Here is a 23058-nt window from a genome sequence, read left to right as displayed (position 1 = left end):
CGCGCCCGGTCGTCGGTCACCGCTCGCGGGAGGGGAGCAGATGTCTCCGGCCCGCGTCGGCCGGGATGTGTGCGCTCAGTTCGCGGACTTCACGAGCGTGTACATCACGGACCGCTGCTTCTTGTGGCGCCGGATGCGGCTCTTGGCGACCAGCGACTCAAGGGTGTTGCGCACCACCTGCGGCGTCGGGTTGCGGCTCGGGTGCTTCGCCAGAAGCTCCTCGCGCAGGTCGGCGGCCGGCTGCGGTTCGTCGTGACCGGCGAGCAGTTCGACCAGCAGATCCCCGAGCAGCGGCTGATGCGACTTCCCCTTCGCGTCACCCTTCGTCCTCGTGTCCGCCGTGGACTTCTTGGCCGCGGAACCCTTTCGGGCCGGAGCCTTGTTGACCGCGGGAGTCTTCTTGGCCGCAGGGGCCTTGTCGGCCGCGGGAGTCTTCTTGACCGCCGGTGCCTCGGCGGCGCCGGGTTCGTCCTGCACCTGCTCCGGCAGGCGCGAGGCGTCCGCGAAACCTTCGTACCGCTCGGCCAGGTTCAGGATGTCCGCCAGCAGCGCTTCCTGCTGCTTCAGGACCGCGATCCTGTCCGCGAGTTCCTGCTGACGGCGGCGGTTGTCCGCCAGGTCCGACGCGGCCTGTTCTGCGTACCGCGATCGGAGCGTGGCGGCTGATCGGCTGCTCACAACCGTTCACTCCCTCCATATGGATGTCGCTGCGCATGCTACCCACGTGAAGGGTGCCGTGCAGATGCGTGTGGACGCCCGGTGACCGGTTGGCATGTTCGCCGGGCACGTTCACTCCTCACGATAAACGTTAAGGTGCTGGTGCGGGGAGGCCCCGATGCCTCTCGTCGACGACACCCGGACGTGCGGCGGGAGCGAGACGACCGCGCACACATGTTGACGGCCGGGGTCATCACACATGTTCTACGCGGGTGTGGCAGGCTTCTGGCACCCGACCCCACTCACCGTGCACATGTGGGGGTTCCTCCGGCCCCCGTCGCCGCACCCGATGAAGAACCAGGATGGTTCAGTACGCTATGGCTACGCCTCACACGGCCATGTCCCGGTCCGAACTGCTCGGCACTCTCGTGCGGGACCACCGGGACGCTCTGGTCTCGTACGCCGAGAGAATGCTGGGGGACCGCGGACTCGCCGAGGACATCGCCCAGGAGACCATGATCAGGGCCTGGCGGAACATCGACCGTCTGCGCGGCGCGGAGGGGTCCCCCCGCGGCTGGCTCTTCACGGTGACCCGGCATCTGGTCATCGACTGGGTGCGCAAGCCGCACACCCGGCGGGAGGTCACCGCGGACAGTCACCACGAGCCCGTGTCGGCGACGGACGACATCGAGGCGGTGCAGCACGCCCTCGTGGTGGGGCCGCTGCTGGGCCGGCTGTCTCCCGAGCACCGTGCCGTACTGGTTCACATCTACCTGTGCGACCGCACGATCAAGGAGACCGCCGGAATCCTCGGTGTGCCTCAGGGCACCGTCAAGAGCCGCCACCACAACGCCCTGCGCAAACTGCGGGCCGTCGCGCAGCCGGAAGCGGCGTGACGCCCTCCCGAGGGCGAACCCGGAGGACCCGCCGTGTACGTATTGATCCCTGACGACCCGGTGTTCTTCGCCAAGTACCAGAGCCTTGAGGAGCCCCTGCTCCGACGCCTCTTCCAGCTGGACAACACCGAGCCGGAGTCGGACGACGAGCGCACCCTGTCGGACGCCTACGACAGTTGGGTGCGGCTGCTGCTGAAACTGCCGCTGTGGCAGCGCTGGGACCCCTCGCGGGCGCCCGAGGACGCGGCCGGGTACACGCTGTGCCGCGCGGACGGCGCACTCCTGACGAGCCTGTACCCGGTCGAGGTGACCACCGCCGACCTCCGGCGACTGACCGCCTGCCGCGACCTCCTGGCGTCCGACGCGGTCTTCGGCGACGCCTGCCGGCGAGTGCTGGAGGTCCTCCTGCTGCCGCCTCCGCACCAGCTCCTGACCACCCTCGGGGCACCGGCCGGCGTCGTGACGCTGCCGCCCGAGCACGAAGTCGCGTACAGGCGCTACTGCGAGGACGTCGTGAGCGTCCTCAGCGCCGGTGACACCTTCGCGTACGAGAGCCATCGCGCCCTGTATCCGTGACCCCGGGGGGCGACAGTCACATGACGGTAGCCCGGACACACGTGGCACGGCGAGAGTGGCGCCGGATCACACGTCTGAATCCTGTGACGGCACTGACCTTGCCGGACTCCTCCTTTTCCGTTCGACAAACCTGAGAGAGGCCCAACCATCATGAGTACGCAGACTCAGGCGCCTTCCGCGCCCACGACGACCGGCGAACGCTCCTCCCTGCTGAGGCTGTACCTGGTCCGCGGTGTCCTGGCCGTGGTGTGGGCGCTCGTCTTCGCCGGGGCCCACGAGAGCGTCGACGCCGTGGCGGTCACGCTGCTCGTCGTCTACCCGCTGATCGACGCGGTCTCCTCCCTGATCGACTACCGGGCCCTGCCCGACGGGTCGGAGCGCCGACTCACGGCGTTCAACGGAGCCCTGAGCACCCTGGCCGCCGTGGCGGTGGGGATCGCCGGGGCCGGCGGTGTGGCGCCCGTGCTGCACGTGTTCGGCGCCTGGGCCGTCCTGTCCGGTGCGGCCCAGGTGGCCGTCGGGATCCGGCGGCGCGGTCCCGAACTGGGCAAGCAGTGGCCCATGCTGATCGCGGGCGGGCTGTCCTTCGTCGTCGGCGTCTTCTACAACATCCAGGCCGCGGGCGCCGATCCGTCGCTCGACGTGCTGTCCGTCTACGCCACGGGCGGCGGGGTCTTCTTCATCGTCCAGGCCGCTCTGCTGGGCTGGAAGACCCGCCAGCTGCGTACGCGTACGGTCTGACGGCCGGCGCGTACACGGACACGCCGAAGGGGCATGCGCACCGCGCATGCCCCTTCGGCGTTCATATGTTCGCGTGTTCGCGCGACTCAGTTGTCGCTGTTGAAGATGGTCAGCACCTGCAGCACCTCCAGGTAGATCCACACCAGCGTCATGGTGAGACCGAAGGCCGCGAACCACGCCTCCTCCCGGGGCGCGCCGAAGGCGACGGCGTCCTCGACCTGCCGGAAGTCCAGTGCGAGGAAGCAGGCGCCGAGCAGGATCCCTATGACCCCGAAGACGACCCCGAGGCCGCCGCTGTGGAAGCCCAGACCGTGGCCCGCGCCGAAGGCCGAGAACAGCGAGTCGGCGAGCAGCAGCAGGACGAATCCGGTGGCGGCGGAGACGACGACCCCGGTGAACCGGCGCGTCACCCGGATCCAGCGCATGCGGTAGGCGATGAGCATGCCCGCGGCCACCGCGAAGGTGCCGAGCACCGCCTGCACGACCACACCCGGCGCGATGTATGTGGAGGTCACGCTGGAGAGCACACCGAGGAAGACTCCCTCGAACGCCGCGTATCCGAGGATCAGGGCGGGGGACGGCGTCCGCCGGAAGGACTGGATCATCGAGAGGACGAAGGCGACGAGGGCGGCGCCGACGGCGATTCCGTACGAGCGCCCGACGGCGGCCTCGTCGACGGGCAGCAGCAACCACGACAGCACCGCGCCGAGGACCACGGTGCCCAGCGTCGTCGCGGTGCGCACCACCACGTCGTCCACCGTCATCGCGGAGGCGCCGGTGTCCTCGCCGGCGGGGGCCACGCCGGTGGTGGCGTACGGGTTGGTCAGGTAGTCGGCCGCGGGCCCGCCCGCGGCCGGGACGGCCACCGGCTCGCGCGGCTGGATGTCGGCCGGTTCCCCGGCACGGGCGGCGCCCCAGCGGGAGAAGATCGGGTTGCTGCTCTTCATGTCGTTCCTCCTGGTCCGCCGAGTGTGCGGCGTACGGGCAAAGCATGAGTATCGGGTGCTCGGGCGGCGTACATGTGAGTGCGGCGGTCCATCGCCGTCGGACTCCATGACGCCAATCTCTGCGCGTCACCACTTTGACAGGTGACGAACGGTTGGGCAAGTGGATCGGGTCGTCGTCCTCCCGTGTGGTCGTCGTCCTTCCGTGTGAGGGGGAAGGTTCCTTCCCAGGCAGAAACCTGTCTCTTTTCGGGGGCGTCGGGCGCTGCGATCGTAGAAACGTGTTCAGGACGGACCGAGTCCCCGGACACCGAATCCACCGAGAATCAAGGAGAGTTCCCCATGGCCAGGTTCAGCGTCACCTTCGACAGCGCCGGCATCGACATCGCCGCCCACCTCTACACCCCCGAGCGGGCCGGATCGGGTCCGTGGCCCGCGCTGGTGGTCGGTCACCCCGGCACCGGTGTGAAGGAGCAGACCTCCGGCACCTATGCGCGACTGATGGCCGAGCGCGGATTCGTCACGCTCGCCTTCGACGCCGCCCGCCAGGGCGAGTCGGGCGGACTGCCGCGCGGTCTGGAGGACCCCGCGCAGCGCGTGGAGGACTTCAAGGCCGCGGTCTCCTACCTCACCACCCGCGACGAGGTCGACGCCGAGCGGATCGGTCTGCTCGGCGTCTGCGCCTCCGGCGGCTACTCGCTGGCCGCCACCGGCGGCGACCACCGGGTCCGGGCCGTGGCGACGGTGTCCACCGCCGACCCGTCCCGCCAGTTCCGCCTCGGCGCCGACGGCGGCCAGGACCCGGCCGTCTTCCAGGCCATGCTGGACGCGGCCGGGCAGGCGCGCACCGCCGCGGCCCGTGGCACGGACCCCGGCGTGATGACGATGTTCCCCGAGACGGCCGAGCAGGCCCGCGCGCTCGGCGGCGAGCACGGTGTCGAAGGGTTCGAGTACTACTGCACCTCGCGCGGCGAGCACGAGCGGTCCGCCAAATTCCTGGCCTGGGAGAGCATCGACAAGCTGGCCTTCTACGACGCCTTCTTCGCCGTACCGCTCATCGGTCCCCGCCCGATGCTCCAGATCATCGGGGACCGGGCCGTCACCGCATGGATGGCCGTCGAGGCGCACCAGCGCGCCACCGGGAGCGCGGAGTTGTACCGGATCGAGGGGGCCAGTCACGTCGACCTGTACGACAAGAAGGAGTACATCGACGAGGCCGTCGACAAGCTCGCCGACTACTTCACCACGCACCTGGGCGCCGCGAGTTGACCCCCTGCGGGGACGGCCACCTGGTGGGGCCGTCCCCGGGTCCTCGCGGTCCTCGGACCCCTCGGATTCCGTCAGGTCCTGTTCTCGGCCTGGAACATCCAGCTCTGCTTCTCCAGCGCGGCCGTGAGTCCGATCAGCAGATCCTGCGTCACGGCGTCGGCCGGACCGGTCAGTTCGATGTGCCGACGGGCCCGCGCGACGACGGCGGCGAACGTCTGCACCAGGGCGTCGACGGCATCGGCGTCCTTCGTCCAGCCGGCCGGGAAGGCGGGCGCGCCGCTGGTGGCGGCGATCGTGGCGGCCCTGCCGTCCGGACTGACGCCCAGCGCGGCGGCCCGCTCCGCCACCGCGTCGGCGAAGTCGCGGGCGGTGGTGACCACTTCGTCGAGCTGGAGATGGATGGAGCGGAAGCGGGGGCCGTACAGGTTCCAGTGCGCCTGCTTGGCCACCAGGGACAGATCGAGAAGGTCGACCAAGGTCGCTTGCAGGGCCTCGCCCGCGATCGCTCGTTCCTTGTCCGGCAGCGGGCTGTTGATGACCGTCATGGGTGTGCGGTCCTTTCCGGAGGAGTGGCAGTCGCCTCAGTGTCGAGTCTCCTCGCCGGCCTGGGATCAGTCGATCGACTGACTCGGCCGAACTCGACAAGAGGCCACTGGACCTTTATCGTGGAACGCGTAAAGGTCCACCGGCCTTTTATTCGGTTCAGCAGTGAAACGAGGCAGCATCATGGGCAAGACCTGGCTGATCACCGGCAGTTCCCGCGGACTCGGCCGCACCCTCGCCGAGACCGCCCTGGCCGCCGGACATCAGGTGGCCGCCACCGCCCGACGCACCGAGACCCTCGCCGATCTCACCGCCACGTACGGCGACCGCGTCCGGCTCATCACCCTGGACGTGACCGACCCGGCCGCCGCGCGCCGTGCCGTGCAGGCGACCGTCGAGGCGTTCGGACGCCTGGACGTGGTCGTCAACAACGCCGGCTACGCCGACATGGCCGCCGTCGAGGACACCTCCGAGCAGGCCTTCCGCGACCAGATCGACGCCAACCTCTTCGGCGTCGTCAACGTCACCAAGGCGGCCCTGCCGGCCCTGCGCGAGCAGGGCTCCGGGCACATCATCCAGATCTCCTCCGTCGGCGGACGGGTGGGAGTGCCCGGCCTCGGCGCCTACCAGACCGCCAAGTGGGCCGTGGGAGGTTTCTCGGAGGTCCTCGCCAAGGAGGTCGCCCCACTCGGCATCAAGGTGACCGTCGCCGAGCCGGGCGGCATGCGCACCGACTGGGCGGGCTCCTCCATGGCCACCCCGCCGGTCAGCGAGCCCTACCGGGGCGTCGTCGGCGCCGCCGTCGAGAGCATCCGCGAGCAGGACGGCAAGCAGCCGGGCGACCCGGCCCGCATCGCGCGCGTGCTGCTGGACGTCGCGGAGGCCGAGGAGCCGCCGCTGCGGCTGCTGCTCGGCAAGGACGCCGTGGCCGTCGCCGCCGGCGTGGCGACCGAACGCGCCGCCTCGGACGCCGAGTGGCGCGCGGTGAGCGAGTCCGTCTGATCCGCGCCACCCGGCGCGGCGTAGGGTTGCCGCAGGCGGCGCCGGGTGCGGGTCGCGACGAGGGACCCGAGGAAGCGACGATGACAGACGACCGGCCGACGGACTTCCGGCGTGCGCGCAGCGCCGAACAGCGGGAGGTCCGCAAACAGACCATCCTCGAAGCCGCCGCGGAACTGCTCGCGGAGCTGCCCGTACGCGACATCAGCCTGCGGGAGCTGAGCCGGCGGGTCGGACTGTCGAAGACGAACGTGGTGCGCTACTTCGAGACCAGGGAAGCGGTCTTCTTCGAGCTGCTCAATCGCGAACTCGCCCGATGGATCGAGGAGTTGCCCGAAGAGCTGGCGCGGGCCGGGGCCGACGCGGCCGCGCCGACCCGGACCGTGACGGACGAACTGGCCCGCTCCCTGGCCGGCCGGACCCTCCTGTGCGAACTGTTCGCGGCACTCGGTTCCGAACTGGAGCGGAACATCTCCGCCGAGTCGGCGCGCGACTTCAAACGTGTCCACACCCGGCTCCTGGGCGCCCTGGCGGATGTGCTGCGCGGTCACCTGACCGCGCTGTCCTGTGCCGAGGCCCGGGAACTGGTCTCCCTGACCGTCCTGTACACCGCGGGCCTGTGGCCCTTCGCGCACCCCTCACCCGCGGTCGTCGAGGCCCAGCGGGCCCCCGAACTCGCCGACACCAAGGTCGACTTCGCGGAACGCCTCGGCCGCGCTCTGTACCTCTCCGCGACCGGACTGCTCACTCAGGAGTGACGTCCGCGGAGTCCAGCGCGTCCCGCAGCGCCATCCGCGACGCGATCCCGAGCTTCGGATAGATCTGGTACAGGTGGGCGCCGACGGTGCGGTGCGAGATGAACAGCCGCCCGGCGATCTGCTTGTTCGTCAGGCCGGTGGCGGCCAGCTCCGCGATCTGCCGCTCCTGCGCGGTCAGAGCCACCCCGGGCCCGTCGTCCCCACGCGCCACGAACCCGCCCGCCGCCCGCAGTTCCTTGCGGGTCCGCTCGGCCCACGCCACGGACCCCAGCCGCTCGAAGACCTCCAGCGCGGCGGCCAGCGGGACCTTGGAGTCGGACAGCGCCCGGGACCGGCGCAGCCGTTCGCCCTGCGCCAGCCGCACCCGCGCCACGGCGAACGGCCACCGCTCCGCCTCGGGCGTCGCCAGGGCCCGAGCGAACAGCCGGGCCGCCTCCGCGTCGTCCTCCGTGACCAGCGCCTGCGCGCCGCCAGCGAGGAGCGCGAGGCGCGGCGACAGACCGGCGACGTGCGTCCCGCGCAGCGCGTCCATGTGCGCGACCGCCGCCGCGTGCCGGTCCGTGCGCACGGCGGCCTCCACCAGGTCGAAGAAGACCCAGGCCGCGTGCGCGACGTACGGGGTGAGACGACCGGCCGGGCTGATCGCGGTCAGCCGCCCGAACGCCGCGTCGAAATCGCCGTCCGCCATGTCCGCGAGCGCGTGCACGTGCAGCGCGCAGTGCACCGACTCCCGGATGCCCCGGGGAGCCGCCCAGTTGATCATCGCCTCCGCGAGCGCGTGCGCGGTGGCGGTGTCGCCCCGGGACGCGGTGACCAGGCCCTTGGTGTACTGGAAGAACCAGGTGCAGACGGTGTACCCGGACGTCGAGCAGGCCTCCAGGCCCTCCTCGGACAGCTTCGCGACCCCGGCCCAGTCGCCGCGGTGGTAGTCGTCGAGGCACAGGTGCAGCAGGGCGCCGATGTGCCGCCGCACCGCACCGCCCTCGCGCCCCTGCCGGACCAGCCGCCAGGCCGCCTCCCGCACCGCCGGCAGCCGGTCCGGATACAGCGCGGCGGTCCCCACCCGCACGACGCGGGCCGGGTCGGTCTCCTCACGCAGGCCGGCGATGATGTCGTCGAGCGCGCGCAGCGTCTCCGCGTCGGCGTGCGCCGGATCGCCCCAGGTGCGCGCGGCGACCAGCAACAGCGGCGGGGGAGCGGGACGCAGCCGGGCGACGGCCGCGTAGTACGGCGCCCACAACCCCTCGTCGGCGCCGTAGTTGCACAGCAGCAGGAGGAAGTGGAGCGCGTCGACCAGCGCCGGGTCCTCGGCGTCGTAGCCGTGGTCGCCCTGCTCGATGGCGCCGACCAGGAGGCGGTGCGCGGTCGCCAGATCCCCGTCGCCGTTCAGGACCAGCTGCACCGCTGCCGTCGCGGAGCGCAGCGAGGAGCCGTGCCCGGGATCCGCGCGGCGGGCATCCTCGAGCAGCGTCGAGGCACTGTGCAGCGCGCCGATCGCCTCGGCACCCACATACGCCGCCTCGGACAGCCGGCGGGCCCGGTCGGCGTCGAGCGGGCTGAGATCCGCGGCCCGGGTGAGCGCCGCGATCGCCGCCACCGCGTCCCCCCGGTCCAGGACGCGCCGCGCGGAACGCTCCAGGAGCAGGGCCACTTCCTCGTCCGGCTGGAGCGTCGCCTCTCCCAGGTGCCAGGCGCGCTGCTCCGGTTTGTCGGCCAGTACCCGCGCGAGGGCGCGATGGGCCGCGCGCCGGCCGCTGCTGGTGGCGACCTCGACGACCGCCGACATGATCAGCGGGTGCCGGAACACCAGGCGGCGTGGCGAGGAGGAGACCCGGACCAGCCCGTCCCGCTCGGCGGGGTCCAGGTCCCGCAGGTCCGCGTGGCCCCGGCTCTCCCGCGCGGCGGCGGACAGCACCCCGAGGTCACCGGTGCCGTCCAGGGTGGCGAGCAGGAGCAGCGTGCGGGTCGCTTCGGGCAGGGAGCGGACCCGGGAGACGAACAACGACTGAAGGCGCTCACCCAGCGGCAGGACGGCGGGCAGCACCTCCTGGGCGCGGCGCTGCTCCGCGCGCAGCGCCCCAGGCAGTTCGAGCAGGGCCAGTGGGTTGCCCTGCGCCGCCTCCAGCAGCCGCAGGCGCACCGGGTATGCCAGGTCGGGGAAGCGCAGATCGACGAGGCGCGCGGCGGACTCCGCGTCCAGGGCGGGCAGTTCGTACGACGGCAGCGCGCTGCCGTCGAAGAAGCTCGCGACACCCGTGCGGGAGGCGGCCAGGAACCGGACGCGGTCGCGGGTCAGCCGCCGGGCGACGAAGCCGAGGACGGCGGCGCTCGCCCGGTCCACCCAGGGCAGGTCGTCCACGACCAGCAGTACGGGCCCGTCCTCGGCGGCGGCCCGCAACAGGTCCAGCACACCCGCGCAGACGACGAGGCGCTCCGGAGCGGGCCCCGCACCGAACCCCAGGGCGACGCTGACCGCCTCCCGGCCGGGTGAGCCGAGCCGGCCGAGGAGCCCCTGGAGCGGCAGCAGGATCTGGTTCAGCGCCGCGTAGCTGATGTCGGCCTCGAACTCGGCGCCCGACGCCCGCAGTACCCGGGTGCCGTCCCGCTCGGCGGCCGCGGCGACGGCGTCCAGCAGCGCGGACTTGCCGACACCGGGCTCGCCGGACAGCAGCAGCGCCCCGCCCGCCCACGGCCCGGACAGACCGGAGACAAGACCGAGATCCCGCTCGCGTCCCACCAGCGGGCCGTCCGACAGGCCGCCGGAGTCGCCGGAGCCGGTGGGCGGCGACACATGTGCCGTCTCTGATGTGGCGCTGCGTGCCATCGCTGTCCTCGTCCCCATCCTCGTACCGGACATTGTAGAAGTCCGCCGTGGGGCGCCGCCCCCGGCCCCGACCGGCAGTGACGGTCTCGCGCCGCTCACATGTCCGGCAGGGTGTTCCGGCCCGCTACGCAGTCAACCGACGGATGTGTGCGTCCTGCACGGGCCCCGAGACTGAGCCGGTGCCCGCACCCCGCGAGCGGCTTCCGCCGGCCGGGGCGAGAAACCCCTCGGCCCGGTCACCACCTCCGCTGTCACCCAGTTAAGGACGCGACACCCCCTATGACCACCACCCCGGGCGCCGACGTGCGGCCCCAGGCCCACCCCGGCGGCGGGGCCCTGCCCGCGCCGATGACCCACGCGCAGATCATGCGCGCCCTGTCGGGACTGCTGCTCGGCCTCTTCGCCGCCATCCTGTCCTCCACCGTCGTCACCAACGCCCTGCCGAGGATCATCAGCGACCTCGGCGGTGGCCAGAGCGCCTACACCTGGGTCGTCACCTCCTCCCTGCTCGCGGTGACGGCGTCCACCCCGCTGTGGGGCAAGCTCGCCGACCAGTTCAGCAAGAAGGTGCTCGTCCAGTCGGCGCTGATCGTCTACTCGGCCGGCTCCCTCGTCGCCGGCCTCGCACCGAACACCGCCACACTGATCACCGCCCGCGTGATCCAGGGCCTCGGCGGCGGCGGGCTCTCCGCCCTCGCCCAGGTCGTCCTGGCCGCGATGATCTCCCCGCGTGAGCGCGGGCGTTACTCCGGCTACCTCGGGGCGACCTTCGCCGTCGCCACCGTCGGCGGCCCGCTGCTCGGCGGTGTCATCACCGACACCAGCTGGCTCGGCTGGCGCTGGTGCCTGTTCGTCGGCATCCCCTTCGCGATCGTCGCCCTGGTGGTGCTGCAGAGGACGCTGAACCTGCCGGTGACCGCACGCGCCGCCAAGGTTGACTGGGCGGGCGCCTTCTTCGTCAGCGCGGCCGTCTGTCTGCTGTTGCTCTGGGTCACCTTCGCCGGGGACAAGTACGCGTGGCTGTCCTGGCAGACGTACGCGTCGATCGCCGGCGCACTCCTGCTGACCCTCGTCTTCCTCTACGTCGAGACCAGGGCCGCCGAACCGATCATCCCGCTGCGCCTGTTCCGCAACCGCACCATCGCGCTCGCCTCACTCTCCTCCCTGTTCGTCGGCGTCGCGCTGTTCGCGGGCACCGTGTTCTTCAGCCAGTTCTTCCAGCTGGCGCGCGGTGACTCGCCGACCCGGTCGGGTCTCATGACGATCCCGTTCATCGCCGGGCTGTTCGTGTCCTCCACCGTCTCCGGCCGCGTCATCACCCGTACCGGCCGGTGGAAGGGCTGGCTGCTCTCGGGCGGGGCCCTGCTGACGGCGGGCGTCGCGCTGCTCGGCATGCTCCGCCACGACACCTCGTACGTCTTCATCGCCCTCTGCATGACCCTGATGGGGCTCGGCGTCGGCATGACCCTGCAGAACCTCGTGCTGTGCACCCAGAACCAGGTGTCGGCCGACGATCTCGGCGCCGCCTCCTCGACGGTGACCTTCTTCCGCTCCCTGGGCGGCGCGGTCGGCGTCTCGGTGCTCGGCGCGATCCTCACCACCCGGATCGGCGGGTACGCCCGCGACACCCTCACCCAGCTCGCCCCGGCGGACCGGATCACCGCCGCGCGGGCCTCCGGCGACGGCTCGCTCCCGGACCTCGCCGCGCTGCCCGCCCCCGTCCGGACCTGGCTGGAGGTCGCCTACGGACACGGCATCGGCGACATCTTCCTCTACGTCGCCCCGATCGCCCTGATCGCCTTCCTGGTGACCCTGTTCATCAAGGAGGTTCCCCTGAGCGCCCAGAGCGGACTGGCCCGGGCGACACGGCGGCCCGAGGCGAGCCCGGCGCCGGACGGTACGTCCTGACCGGATGCTGTGGGGCCGCCCGCGCCGTGTGCCGACGCGCGGAGCTGCGGATTCACCGGTGCGTGAGCGATACACAAAACCGTAGGGATTCCCCTATGGCCGCGCCGACGGACCGCCCGGCATGCTGAGATCATGTGCATCAACATCGTCGTCGTCGACGACGACCCCGGGTTCCGCCGCGTCGCCACGATGCTGCTGACGGCGCGAGGCCTGCGGGTCGTGGCGGAGTCCCCGGACGGCGCCTCGGCCCTGGCCGCGGTACGGGAGCACCGCCCCGACGGACTGCTGCTCGATCTCCACCTGCCGGACGTGGACGGGCTGAGCGTGGCCCGCCAGCTGACCGGGGAGGACCGTCCCCCGCGCATCGTGCTGACCTCCACCGACAAGTCGCTCTGGTCGCGGGACGAACTCCGCGGGGCCGGCATCGAGTCGTTCGTCCCCAAAGACAAGCTGGTCGACGCCGACCTGCGGGGGCTGTTCGCACCCGGCACGTCCTGAGGCGGTCCCGGGCAGCCGGCGCGGTCCCGTCCGCCCGGACCGCTACTGGCCCAGGTAGCGCAGCACCGCCAGCACCCGCCGGTGCTGCCCGGACGCCGTCTGGCTGAGCCCCAACTTCAGGAAGATTCCCGTCACATGCCGCTCCACGGCGGCGACACTCACGAACAGCAGCTGGGCGATCCCCGTGTTGGAGTGCCCCTCGGCCATGTGCGCGAGGACCTCCCGCTCCTTCGGCGTCAGGGCCGCCAGCGGATCCTCGGGACGCTTGCGGCCGAGCAGCGCCGCGATGACGTCCGGGTCGAGCGCCGAGTCACGGGCCACGACGCGCTCGACGGCGTCGATGAGCAACTGGGGATGCGCCACCTTCTCCTTGAGCAGGTATCCCACACCGCTGGGATCGTCCCCGACGAGATCGAGCGCGTAGGAGGCGTCGAGGAACTGCGACAGGACGATCACGGCGGTCCCGGGACGCGCCGCGCGGATCTCGCGCACGGCGTCAAGACCGTCCGCCTCCAGCGCCGGCGGCATCTGGATGTCGGTGATCACGACGTCGGGGAGGTGTTCGTCGGCGGCACGGATGAGATCCACCGCGTTGTCGACGGCGGCGACCACGTCGATGCCCGCGGTGCGCAGAATCGTCGCGATGCCCTCGCGCACGATCGGCTGATCCTCACCGAGCACCGCCCGCAATGGTTGGTTCATGGCGGGGATCCTAGCGTGAGGTGTCTCGTGCACATGTGGCGGTACCGCGATATGGGGTGTGCCCCACACATGTTCCACGGACGTCCCGACAGGGTGCGAGGGAACACACGACAGACCCGGCCGCGGCCGATGACCAGACTGGCAGTCGCCGACGCCCAACCAAGCCCCATCTTTCCGGCCCGCGCCATCCGGAGCGGCCGCATCACAAGGAGACGACCATGGACGCACAACTGACCCATCTCCCCGTGGAGATGACGCACTGGGTGACCTCCATGCTGGCCCTCGGCCGCGCCGGCGAGTTCTCGTACGACACCCGCGACCCGCTGGCCGTCACCCTGATCGTGGAGACGGACGGCGGTCGGCTCGTGCGCTGGGTATTCGCCCGTGAACTGCTCACCGAGGGCCTGGCCGCCCGCGCCGGGGAGGGCGATGTGGCGCTCTGGCCGGTGGACGGCCCGGGCGGCGAGCGGTCCGCCTTCTGCCTGCGCCTGGGCAGTACGCGCACCGCGCTCTTCGAGATCCCCGCCGAACCGGTGGCCCGGTGGCTCGCCGGGACCTACGCCCTGGTGGCCCGCGGCACCGAACTCGACGGGGTGGACTGGGACGTACTCGTCCAGCCCGCGGAGTGACCCCCACCCCTCGCACCAGCACCACCCCTACATCCTTCGAAAGGCAGACGATGCACAGCGACCCGCGCCCCCTCATCGGTTACTGGCAGTGGCAGGAACAGGCCGCCTGTCGTGGCATGAGCAGTTCGGTCTTCTTCTCCCCGTCGGGCGAGCGGGGTCGTGCCCGCCGCGACCGCGAGGAGCGGGCCCGCCGTATCTGCGCCGACTGCGCGGTCGCCGAGCGGTGCGCCGCGACGGCTCTCGCGCACGAGGAGACCTACGGAGTCTGGGGCGGCCTGTCGGGACGGGAACGCCGCCGGCTCGGTACGGACCCGGTCCAGAAGATCGCGGAGCACGACGCGTCCCCGCGGTGACGTGCCCGGCCGGATCAGGCGGGAATCGGTATCCGGATCAGGAGGGTGGTGCCGCCACCCGCGGGGGAGTCGATGGTCACCTTGCCGTCGAAGGCCGCCACCCGGTCCGCCAGGCCGGTCATCCCGCTCCCGGCGGACGCCTTGCCCACTCCGCCGATCCCGTCGTCGGAGACCTCGATCCGCAGCATCTCGCCGAAGTCGACGGTGACATCGATCCGGGAGGCCCGCGCGTGCTTGACCGCGTTGGTCACGGCCTCGGCCACGACGAAGTACGCGTTCGACTCGACGGTGGGGGAGATCCGTCGTTCGTTCACGCATCCGACGACGGTGGGCACCGGGCACCGGACCGCGAGATCCTTCACCGCCGCCACCAGACCCTTCACCGTGAGCACGAGGGGATAGATGCCCGAGGCCAGCTCCCGGAGTTCGTTGACGGCCGTCTGCGCGTTGTCGACCGACTGGTCCAGCAACTCGATCGCCGCGCCCTGCGTGTCCGGTATCAGCTCCCGCGCGAGCCGCAGCCCGATCATGAGGCTGACCAGCCGCTGCTGCGCCCCGTCGTGCAGGTCACGGGCCGTGCGCCGATGCACGGCCTCGGTGCTCTCCATGATGCGGCGGCGGCTGTCCTGGAGGGAGGCCGCCATGGTGTTGAACGAGGTGCCGAGCGCGCCGATCTCGGCCACCGCACTGGGCGGCACCCGCACACTCAGATCGCCGCCCGCGAGTTCCTGCGCGGCGGCCGCCGCGCCGCGCACCGGCCGCACCACCGCCCGGTGCTGGAGCACGGTGAAGACGGCCACGAGCGCCATGGACGCCGCGAGACCGAGCGCGGCGGCGAGCACCGCCTGATGGCTGTTGGCGCCGGCCGCGTCCGTGCGCCGCGCGAGCTGGGCCCGCTCGTCCTCCATGTACGTGTCGAACCGGGTGCGCAGGGCGTCGACGCGCCGCTTGCCCTCGGCGGCCCGGTCGAGACCGGCCGCGGCCGGATCACCGCGGCGCACCATCGCGACCAGCGGGACCGAGTACGCGTCGAGGAAGGACTGGACGTCCCGCGCGATCCGTCCGGCGGCCCGCCGCTGCGCCGGGGAGGTGGCACTCGCGGTGAACCGGCCTGCTGCCGCGGGCAGTTGCTCGCGCGCCGCCGACCACGGCTCGAGGAACTCCTCGCGCTCGGTGATCACGAAACCGCGCTGTCCCGTCTCCAGGTCGAGCAACAGTTGCTCCATGGTCCCGGCCTCCACGAGAGCCGTACGGGACGCGCGACGGTCCGACACCGAGCTGTTCGCGTCGGAGATCGCCCACAGCAGGACGGCGAACGCGACGCCGATCAGCGAGGCCAGCAGCGCGCTCGCCGCGACCGTCAGGCTCGTGAGCCCCAGCGACCGGTTTCTGCACAAGCGTGCTACGCCCATGTGTGCCTGGCCCCGGACGGGAGGTGTGCCTCAGTGCGGGGTGTGCACTCCTCGTACGCGTGACGCGCCCGCTCGAACTGCTCGACGCACCCTTCGAGCAGCGCCACGAGGTCCACGGCCGTGGCGGCGACCGTGCGGCCGAGGCCGGACAGGCTGTACGTCACCTGCGGCGGGGCGTCGTCCGCCACGTGCCGGTGCACCAGGCCGTCCCGGCGCAGCAGTTGCAGCGTGTGCGACAGCATCTTCTCGCTGATGCCCTCGATGCGCCGGTGCAGCACGCTGAACCTGGACTCTCCCTGGTGGAGGGCGGCCAGGACCAGGATCCCCCAGCGGCCCGTCACATCGAGGAGGACCTGACGGGAGGGGCAGTCCTTCGAGAAGACACTGGCTTCGGACGTGTCCCCGGTGATGTTCATGAGGAGACACTATCCAGGCAGGAACATGTTTCGGCAACCGGTCACATGTCAGCGTCGGTCCGAAGGCGGTGTGTGAACCTTTCGCCCGAGCCGGTCCGTGTAGGGAGCACCTGAGCATCGGTCATGAACATGGAGTGGAAGGCGGGTTCCGACATGCCCAAGGAGCTGACGAAGTCCTTCGAGGTCCGCTGGGACGACACGGACCTGAACGGCCATCTGCGCAACACGCGATACCTGGAGTACGCCGCCACGGCCCGGCTCGCCCTCCTCGTCGACGCGGGCTGGCCGCCGCGGGCGCTCGCGAAGGCAGGTGTCGCCGCCGTGTCCCTCGGCGAGGAGGTGCGCTATCTGCGCGAGGTGTTCCCGCTCGACGTCCTCACCGTCACGTCCCGGCTCGTCGGACTGAGTGCCGACCGTGGGCGCTGGCGGTTCGAGCACACCTTCACCCGGGAGAGCGGCGAGGAGGCCGCGGTGGTCCGCACCCTCGGTGCCTGGATCGACCTGCGCGCCCGCAGGATCACCGAGCCTCCCGCCGGACTGCGGCTCACCATGGAAGAGGCGCGGGCCGCCGACTGCGAGCTGATCACGTCGAGGCGCTGAACGTCGGGCGCGGACCGGTCGGTCGCGACGATCGCCCGGAGCGCGCCGTGGGAGGCAGGCGTACGGAGATCAGTCGGAGTGCGCCCGCGGGCCGTGCAGCAGATCGGCGGCCGTCACGTCCCAGTCGACACCGGCGAGTTCCTGTCCGGCGGGCACGAGCTCGTACGTGTGCGCGAGCCACGCGGCCAGCGGGGGCACGGGCAGCTCGAAGAGGGCGGCCATGTCCCCGGAGGCCAGTTGCAGCCGGGCCGTCGACCCGGCCTGCGGACCCGAGGGCCAGACCTTTACGTCCCCCAGGCCGCTCACCCCGTACAGCCCCTCCTGGAGCAGGTCCCGCCCGATCCGCCACAGCACCCGCGGACCGCCCTCGGCGACGAACTCCACCGACACGACCAGAGGCGACGCCGGGTCGAAGCGGAACTCGGCCCTGATGGCCTGCCGCGCCCGGACACCCAGGACGCGCTCGATGTCCAGGGTCAGCCGGGGGCGACCGTCCGGGGCCCGTCGGCCGGTCCGGACACCTGGTTCGTAGCCGCTCATGACGTGGGGTCCTTCCCTGGGGCGGAGACTGGCGCACCCCACTCTCGTCGCCCGCGCCGCGCTCTCCATAAGTAAGTTGACCGTGAAACGCGACGTACCGCGCCGCCACGCGCCCTAAGTCATGGGACCGCCGGCACCCCCTGATGAGCGTCCGGGCGCCGGGACCACCGATACTGCACGAGGCGCGGTGTGCGAGCGAGCGGCTGCCGCCCGGCGACAGAACCACGTGGAAGGGCGTAAACCGGTGACAACCGTCACGTACCAGGGTGAACTCGGATCCAATTCGGCGACCGTTGCGAGCGCCCTGTTTCCCGGGGACCCCCAACTGCCGTGCACGAGCTTCGAGCAGGCACTGGACGCCGTATCGCTCGGCACGGCCGATGTCGCCGTGATCCCGGTGGACAACTCCGCGGCGGGACGCGTCGCGGACGTGCACCACCTGCTGCCCGAGTCGGGGCTGTTCATCGTCGCCGAGTACTTCCACGCCATCCGCTTCGACCTCATGGGCGTCCCCGGCGCGACGCCGGACCAGGTCGAGTGCGTACGCAGTCACGTGCACGCCCTCGGCCAGTGCCGCAAGCTGCTGCGCGAGGGCGGCTGGCGCACCCTCGTCTGCGACGACACCGCCGGAGCCGCGCGCGAGGTGGCCGAGCTGGGCGACCCGCGGCACGCGGCGCTCGCCCCGCCCGCCGCGGCCGGGCTGCACGGCCTGGAGGTGCTGCGCGCGGGAGTCGAGGACGACCCGGACAACACCACGCGGTTCGTCGTCCTGTCCCGCGAGGCCGCCCCGGCTCCGGCCCTCGGGGAGCCGACGATGACGAGCCTGTTCTTCTGCGTGCGCAACATTCCGAGTGCGCTGTACAAGGCGCTCGGCGGATTCGCCAGCAGCGGGGTGAACCTCACCAAGATCGAGAGCTATCAGATGGGAGCGGGCCGCAGCGCCAGCCGCTTCTACGTCGAGATCGAGGGCCACCCCGACGACGAGCGGGTCGCCCTGGCCCTGCACGAGCTGCGCTTCTTCTCCAGCGAGGTGCGCGTCCTGGGCGTCTTCCCCGCGCACCCGCACCGCTCCGGGAGCGCATGACCCGCACGCCGAACGGGCACACATGTGCCCCGCGGTGAGAAACACACCCACCGGCACCGGACATGTTCCGGCCACCCTCTAAGGTGTGCGTATGACTCTCCACCGCAAGGGCCTCGTCCTCGATTTCGGCGGTGTGCTGACGACCCCTCTGCTGCCCGCCGCGCTCGCCTTCGAGCGGCGCGCGGGACTGGCCGAGGGGACGTTGCTCACCGGCCTCTACCTGAACCCCGAGGGGATCCGCCGCACCGAGGAGCTGGAGCGCGGGACCATCGGCCAGCCGGAGTGGAACGAAGCGGCCGGCCGGCTCCTCGGCCTCGACCCCGACAACCTGATGGGGCGCATCTTCGCCGACCTGCGCCCCGAGCACACGGTGATCGCCGCGGCCGCCGCCGCGCGCCGGGCGGGGGTGAAGGTCGGCATCCTCTCGAACTCCGTGGGCCCCACGCCGTGGAACCTCTACGACGGATACGACATCGACGAGCGCTACGACGCCGTGGTGCTGTCCGAACTGCATGGCACCCGCAAGCCCGAGCAGAAGATGTTCCAGCTCGTCCTCGACCGGCTCGACCTTCCGGCGGAGGAGTGCGTGTTCGTCGACGACACTCCGCAGTACCTGCCCCCGGCGGCCGAACTCGGCTTCGCCACCGTGCACGCGGCGGACCCCGCGCGGACGATCGCCGCGCTGGAGGAAGCGCTCGGCATGTCGCTGACCGGTGAAGAGGGCGACGACCGGGCCTGAAGCGCCCGCACCGCCACGGCTGAACAGACCGATCGGCCCCTGAGGACACACGTCGTACCGTGTGTCCTCAGGGGCCGTCGCTGTTTTCAGGACGAGGTGCCGAGCCCGTGCAGCAAGGTGTCGACGACGACGTCCGCCGCCTGCCCGGGGCTCAGATCGGGCAGCTGCCGGGCGACCAGGTGCATCAGCTGGGGCAGCAGCGCACTCGCCCAGCCCTGCGGCAGACCGGTCCGCAACAGCCCCTCGTCGGTGGCGCGTTCGAGGAAGACATCCACCTCGTGGACCGATGCGTCGCGGCGCGTGCGCAGGGCGTCGTCGGCCAGCATCCGTGTGAGGTCGACGGGCCAGTCGCGGTTCACGACGATGATGTGCTCGACGTAGCGGTGCAGGGCGACGGCGACGGGCGCCTCGCGCAGCCGGGCGTCCCGCACGGCGTGCTCGATCGCGGTGAGGCGAGCCTCGTGGACGGCCGCCAGGAGGTCCTCTCGGGAGGCGAAGCGCCGGTAGACGGTGCGTCGGTCCACACCTGCCTCGGTGGCGATGCTCGCGATGCTGGCGGCGGGATCGGCCGCGAGCATGCGGGCCGCGGTGGTCAGGACGGTTTCCAGATTGCGTGCTGCGTCGGCTCTCACGGCTCCGAGTCTAACCGCGGAATGTGGAGCCTCGCACATCTAAAGCCACTGTGGAGTGAATCTCTGATCTGTAAGTGCTACATTGTAGTGACAGTTAACTCGTGGAGTGACATCACTTCAGATCAGAGAGGCACTTCGATGCCGACGTCACAGCAGTCCTCGTCACCCCGGCCGCGCGGCGTGGCCGCCGCCATGAGCGCGCTGATCCTGGCGGTTCTCCTGGCGGCCCTGGACCAGACGATCGTCTCCACCGCGCTGCCCCGCATAGCGGAGGACCTGAACGGGTTCGACGACATCGCCTGGGTCAGCGCCGCCTACCTCCTCGCCTCGACGGCCGTGACCCCGCTGTGGGGCAAGCTCGGCGACATGTTCGGCCGCAAGCGCCTGTACCTGGCCTCGACCACGGTCTTCCTGGTGGCCTCCGTGGCCTGCGGCCTCGCGCGGACCCTGCCCGAACTCATCGGCGCCCGGGTGCTCCAGGGCGTGGGCGGCGGCGGCATGATCGTGCTGACCTTCGCCCTGGTCGGCGACATCGTCGCCGCCGACCAACGCGGCCGCTACCAGGGGATGTTCGGTTCGGTCTACGGCGTCGCCAGCATCGTCGGCCCCCTGCTGGGCGGCATCTTCACCGACCAGCTGTCCTGGCGCTGGGCCTTCCTCGTCAACCTGCCGGTCGGCGCCGTCGCGCTGTTCGTCGCGGCGCGGGCACTGCCCACCTCCACCAGCAGGACCAGGGCCCGGATCGACTACGCGGGCGCCACGATCCTGGCGGGGATCGCCACCGGCCTGGTCCTGGTCACCTCGTTCGGTGAGCGCTGGGGCTGGGGTTCGCCCGCGATCGTCACGCTGATCGCGGCCACCGTCGCGCTCGCCGCACTGCTGGTGCCCGTCGAGCGCCGGGCCGCCGCCCCGGTCCTGCCGCCCGCCATGTTCGCCTCCCGGACCGTGGTCGTCTCCGCGCTGATCGGCTTCGTCGCCAACGCCGCGATGTTCGCCGTCCTCGTCTACCTGCCGACCTACCTCCAGATCGTGCACGGTGTCTCGGCCACCCTCTCCGGCATCCACCTGCTGCCCCTGGTCGCGGGTCTGGTGGTGAGCCAGTCCCTCGCCGGACGCTGGGCCGCGCACGCCGGCCGGCTGCGCCCGATCCTGTTCACGGGGCTGCTCGCCAACCTCGCCGGGCTGCTCCTGCTGAGCACCATCGGAGCCGCCACCGGCACCCTCGTACTGAGCGGATACTTCCTCGTCACCGGGATCGGCATCGGCATGGTGCCCATGGTCGTGCTCACCACCGTCCAGAACAGCGTGCCCGCCGCCGACCTCGGCGCGGCGAGCGCCGTGGTCACGTTCGCCCGCTCCATCGGCGCGGCCTTCGGCGTCGCCGTCTTCGGCACCCTCCTCAACACGGGCTTCGCCGAGCGCACCCGCGACCTGCCGGCCACGGGCGGGTTCGACGCCGCCCGGCCCGACACCATCGCCGGACTGCCGACGGGCCTGCGCGACACCGCCCTGGACGCCTTCGCCCACGCCACGGCCACCGGCTACCTGTGGATGGCCCCCGCCCTCGCCGCCGGTGTCGCCCTCGCCCTCAGCCTGAAGCCGGGCAACAGGCCCGACGCCACGACGACGGTCTCCGACACCGCTGCCACGGCCGAGGAAACCGTCCGGGCCGCCTGAGCCCCACGGAAGTCGGTGTGAACACTCGCGCACACCCGCTCCGTTCAGGTGACGACAGTGTTTGTCACCCCACGTGTGCCGTGCGGCCGCCCTGCGAGCGCACGGCCGGGGGAACCGGCGCATGGGCGAGTGAGGTAGTGATCCAGGTGAATGCATCAGGTACGTCGGACATAGCGGAACCGCAGAACGAAGGTGTGACGGCTCCGGGCTTCCGGCCCGAGGACGTGGCCGCGCTGCGCGGCTCGGTGCGAGGGCCCGTGCTGCTGCCGGACGACGAGGGGTACGCGGCGGAGTGCGCCACGTACAACCTCGTGTGCGGGCTCCGTCCCGCGCTGGTGGTCGGCGCGACGGGTGAGCGGGACGTCCAGGGCGCGGTGCGATTCGCCGCGCGGCACGGGATGCCCGTCGCCGTGAAGGCGTCGGCCCACCAGATGGTGTCGGCGGCCCGGGGCGGGCTGCTGATCACGACGGACCGGATGAACGCCGTCTCCGTCGACGCCCGGCGGCGGACCGTCCGGGCCGGAGCCGGCGTGCGCTGGCACGACGTCCTGCCCCGCACCGCGGAGTTCGGCCTGGCACCGCTGGCCGGCTCGGCCCCCGGCGTGGGCGTCGTCGGCTACACCCTGGGCGGCGGCCAGAGCCCGCTGCTGGGACGGTCGTCGGGCTACGCCGCCGACCATGTGCGCGAGCTGGACATGGTCACGGCGGACGGTGAACTCCGCCGGGTGACCCCGCTGCGGGACCCCGACCTGTTCTGGGCGGCGCTCGGCGGCAAGGGCAACTTCGGCGTGGTGACCGCGATCGAGTTCGACGTGTTCCCCGTCACCCGCTTCTACGGCGGCGGTCTCTACTTCGCGGGCGAGGACCTGTCCCGGGTGCTGGAGGCCTGGCGGGCCTGGCTGCCCGGCACGGGGGAGGAGACGACGTCGTCGATAGGCGTCCAACGGCTGCCCGACGTACCGGCACTGCCCGAACCGCTGCGCGGCGCCTTCGTGGTCCACCTGCGGATCGGCCATCTCGGCACGGCGGACGAGGGCGCGGAACTCATCGCCGCGCTGCGCTCCTGCGCGCCACTGCTCGCCGACACGGTGGGGGAGCGGCCGTACACCGCGATCGGCGAGATCCACCAGGACCCGGTGGACGCCATGCCCTACTTCGACCGCAGCCTGTGCCTGACGGAGTTCTCCGAGAAGACGGCGCGGACCCTGGTGGAGCTGACGGGCCCGGACTCGGGATGCACCCTGGCGAACGTGGAGATCCGCGCGCTCGGCGGCGCCTTCGACCGTGCACCCGCCGTGCCGAACGCGGTGTCCAGCAGGGGACTGCCCTTCGTCGTCTTCGCGTTCGCGGTGGGCGCCCCGGACCACGCGCCCGCGCTCCGCGCCGAACTGGCCCGGGTCATGGACGGCCTCGCCCCGTGGGCCGCCGAGCGCAACATGGTGAACTTCCTGTCACCCGACGAGGCGAGCGACCCCGACGAGGTGCGCGCGGTGTACGGGGCGGAGCGGTTCGACCGGCTCGCCGCCGTGAAGAAGCGGTACGACCCGGCGAACATCTTCCGGCTCAACCACAACATCCCGCCCGCCTGAACCCACGGCCGGCCACCCCTGCCGAACCCTTGCCGACCCGAAACACGTGTGTCTGTTCCGCGGCACACCGTC

Annotated in this window: 24 protein-coding genes; 15 read left to right on the top strand and 9 right to left on the bottom strand. The window is 71.6% G+C overall.

Features of this window, described 5'->3' with window-relative positions; genetic code table 11:
• Positions 1-75 precede the first annotated feature (75 nt).
• Positions 76-678, bottom strand: a complete 603-nt coding sequence (locus ACFVDP_RS09475) for a hypothetical protein (RefSeq protein WP_383485862.1) — start codon at positions 676-678, stop codon at positions 76-78.
• Positions 679-1034: 356 nt separating this feature from the next.
• On the opposite strand from ACFVDP_RS09475, the gene ACFVDP_RS09470 reads away from it, so the two are divergent.
• The 3 genes from ACFVDP_RS09470 (at position 1035) to ACFVDP_RS09460 (ending at position 2870) form a co-directional block, all read left to right on the top strand.
• The gene (locus tag ACFVDP_RS09470) at positions 1035-1553 is read left to right on the top strand and encodes an RNA polymerase sigma factor (protein ID WP_383485859.1); all 519 of its coding nucleotides are present in this window, start codon (positions 1035-1037) and stop codon (positions 1551-1553) included.
• 33 nt (positions 1554-1586) lie between these two features.
• The gene (locus ACFVDP_RS09465; RefSeq protein WP_383485856.1) at positions 1587-2129 is read left to right on the top strand and encodes a hypothetical protein; all 543 of its coding nucleotides are present in this window, start codon (positions 1587-1589) and stop codon (positions 2127-2129) included.
• A 150-nt stretch (positions 2130-2279) separates the two neighbouring features.
• A complete protein-coding gene (locus ACFVDP_RS09460) occupies positions 2280-2870 on the top strand; it encodes a DUF308 domain-containing protein (RefSeq protein ID WP_383485853.1) in 591 nt (196 codons plus the stop codon).
• 86 nt (positions 2871-2956) lie between these two features.
• Here ACFVDP_RS09460 and ACFVDP_RS09455 read toward each other — a convergent pair whose 3' ends face one another.
• Positions 2957-3817, bottom strand: a complete 861-nt coding sequence (locus ACFVDP_RS09455) for a Bax inhibitor-1/YccA family protein (protein ID WP_383485850.1) — start codon at positions 3815-3817, stop codon at positions 2957-2959.
• Between the two features lie 339 nt (positions 3818-4156).
• Between ACFVDP_RS09455 and ACFVDP_RS09450 the strand changes: the two genes are divergently transcribed.
• Complete coding sequence (locus ACFVDP_RS09450; RefSeq protein WP_383485847.1) at positions 4157-5083, top strand: alpha/beta hydrolase; 927 nt, start codon at positions 4157-4159, stop codon at positions 5081-5083.
• 71 nt (positions 5084-5154) lie between these two features.
• Here the strand turns inward: ACFVDP_RS09450 and ACFVDP_RS09445 are convergent, their stop codons facing one another.
• Positions 5155-5628, bottom strand: coding sequence for a Dps family protein (locus ACFVDP_RS09445; RefSeq protein WP_383485844.1), 474 nt, complete (start codon positions 5626-5628; stop codon positions 5155-5157).
• 181 nt (positions 5629-5809) lie between these two features.
• On the opposite strand from ACFVDP_RS09445, the gene ACFVDP_RS09440 reads away from it, so the two are divergent.
• On the top strand, positions 5810-6628 hold the full coding sequence (locus ACFVDP_RS09440; RefSeq protein ID WP_383486065.1) for an oxidoreductase: 819 nt from the start codon (positions 5810-5812) through the stop codon (positions 6626-6628).
• A gap of 80 nt (positions 6629-6708) precedes the next feature.
• Positions 6709-7383, top strand: coding sequence for a TetR/AcrR family transcriptional regulator (locus ACFVDP_RS09435; RefSeq protein WP_383485841.1), 675 nt, complete (start codon positions 6709-6711; stop codon positions 7381-7383).
• Here the strand turns inward: ACFVDP_RS09435 and ACFVDP_RS09430 are convergent.
• Positions 7370-10207: an AAA family ATPase gene (locus tag ACFVDP_RS09430; RefSeq protein WP_383485838.1), complete on the bottom strand. Its 2838-nt coding sequence runs from the start codon at positions 10205-10207 to the stop codon at positions 7370-7372. The genes ACFVDP_RS09435 and ACFVDP_RS09430 overlap by 14 nt on opposite strands.
• Before the next feature lie 279 nt (positions 10208-10486).
• On the opposite strand from ACFVDP_RS09430, the gene ACFVDP_RS09425 reads away from it, so the two are divergent.
• Positions 10487-12115, top strand: coding sequence for an MDR family MFS transporter (locus tag ACFVDP_RS09425; protein ID WP_383485834.1), 1629 nt, complete (start codon positions 10487-10489; stop codon positions 12113-12115).
• A 132-nt stretch (positions 12116-12247) separates the two neighbouring features.
• Entirely contained in the window at positions 12248-12613 is a 366-nt protein-coding gene (locus ACFVDP_RS09420) for a response regulator transcription factor (RefSeq protein WP_383485831.1), read from the top strand.
• Between the two features lie 42 nt (positions 12614-12655).
• Here the strand turns inward: ACFVDP_RS09420 and ACFVDP_RS09415 are convergent, their stop codons facing one another.
• Positions 12656-13315 carry a response regulator gene (locus ACFVDP_RS09415; RefSeq protein WP_383485828.1) on the bottom strand — a complete coding sequence of 220 codons (660 nt, stop codon included), beginning with the start codon at positions 13313-13315 and terminating at the stop codon, positions 12656-12658.
• Positions 13316-13533: 218 nt separating this feature from the next.
• Between ACFVDP_RS09415 and ACFVDP_RS09410 the strand changes: the two genes are divergently transcribed.
• Positions 13534-13944 carry an SsgA family sporulation/cell division regulator gene (locus ACFVDP_RS09410; protein WP_383485825.1) on the top strand — a complete coding sequence of 137 codons (411 nt, stop codon included), beginning with the start codon at positions 13534-13536 and terminating at the stop codon, positions 13942-13944.
• 50 nt (positions 13945-13994) lie between these two features.
• Complete coding sequence (locus ACFVDP_RS09405; protein WP_383485822.1) at positions 13995-14297, top strand: WhiB family transcriptional regulator; 303 nt, start codon at positions 13995-13997, stop codon at positions 14295-14297.
• A gap of 14 nt (positions 14298-14311) precedes the next feature.
• On the opposite strand, the gene ACFVDP_RS09400 is transcribed toward ACFVDP_RS09405, so the two are convergent.
• Both ACFVDP_RS09400 and ACFVDP_RS09395 read right to left on the bottom strand, forming a co-directional pair.
• Positions 14312-15694 (bottom strand): CHASE3 domain-containing protein, encoded by a 1383-nt coding sequence (locus ACFVDP_RS09400; protein ID WP_383485819.1) that lies wholly within the window; start codon positions 15692-15694, stop codon positions 14312-14314.
• A gap of 5 nt (positions 15695-15699) precedes the next feature.
• Positions 15700-16125: a winged helix-turn-helix transcriptional regulator gene (locus ACFVDP_RS09395; protein ID WP_383485816.1), complete on the bottom strand. Its 426-nt coding sequence runs from the start codon at positions 16123-16125 to the stop codon at positions 15700-15702.
• A gap of 123 nt (positions 16126-16248) precedes the next feature.
• On the opposite strand from ACFVDP_RS09395, the gene ACFVDP_RS09390 reads away from it, so the two are divergent.
• Entirely contained in the window at positions 16249-16725 is a 477-nt protein-coding gene (locus ACFVDP_RS09390; RefSeq protein WP_383485813.1) for an acyl-CoA thioesterase, read from the top strand.
• A 69-nt stretch (positions 16726-16794) separates the two neighbouring features.
• Here the strand turns inward: ACFVDP_RS09390 and ACFVDP_RS09385 are convergent, their stop codons facing one another.
• On the bottom strand, positions 16795-17265 hold the full coding sequence (locus tag ACFVDP_RS09385) for an SsgA family sporulation/cell division regulator (RefSeq protein WP_383485811.1): 471 nt from the start codon (positions 17263-17265) through the stop codon (positions 16795-16797).
• A gap of 244 nt (positions 17266-17509) precedes the next feature.
• On the opposite strand from ACFVDP_RS09385, the gene ACFVDP_RS09380 reads away from it, so the two are divergent.
• Both ACFVDP_RS09380 and ACFVDP_RS09375 read left to right on the top strand, forming a co-directional pair.
• Positions 17510-18349: a prephenate dehydratase gene (locus ACFVDP_RS09380; RefSeq protein ID WP_383485808.1), complete on the top strand. Its 840-nt coding sequence runs from the start codon at positions 17510-17512 to the stop codon at positions 18347-18349.
• Positions 18350-18440: 91 nt separating this feature from the next.
• Entirely contained in the window at positions 18441-19088 is a 648-nt protein-coding gene (locus ACFVDP_RS09375; RefSeq protein WP_383485805.1) for an HAD-IA family hydrolase, read from the top strand.
• 86 nt (positions 19089-19174) lie between these two features.
• On the opposite strand, the gene ACFVDP_RS09370 is transcribed toward ACFVDP_RS09375, so the two are convergent.
• Positions 19175-19666: a TetR/AcrR family transcriptional regulator gene (locus tag ACFVDP_RS09370; RefSeq protein ID WP_383486062.1), complete on the bottom strand. Its 492-nt coding sequence runs from the start codon at positions 19664-19666 to the stop codon at positions 19175-19177.
• 192 nt (positions 19667-19858) lie between these two features.
• On the opposite strand from ACFVDP_RS09370, the gene ACFVDP_RS09365 reads away from it, so the two are divergent.
• Positions 19859-21397, top strand: coding sequence for an MDR family MFS transporter (locus ACFVDP_RS09365; protein WP_383485802.1), 1539 nt, complete (start codon positions 19859-19861; stop codon positions 21395-21397).
• A gap of 194 nt (positions 21398-21591) precedes the next feature.
• Positions 21592-22986, top strand: a complete 1395-nt coding sequence (locus tag ACFVDP_RS09360) for an FAD-binding oxidoreductase (RefSeq protein WP_383485799.1) — start codon at positions 21592-21594, stop codon at positions 22984-22986.
• Positions 22987-23058: the final 72 nt, after the last annotated feature.

It is taken from the genome of Streptomyces sp. NPDC057694, from assembly GCF_042799415.1.
Lineage (GTDB): Bacteria > Actinomycetota > Actinomycetes > Streptomycetales > Streptomycetaceae > Streptomyces.
This window is presented reverse-complemented; position numbering and strand designations above follow the sequence as displayed.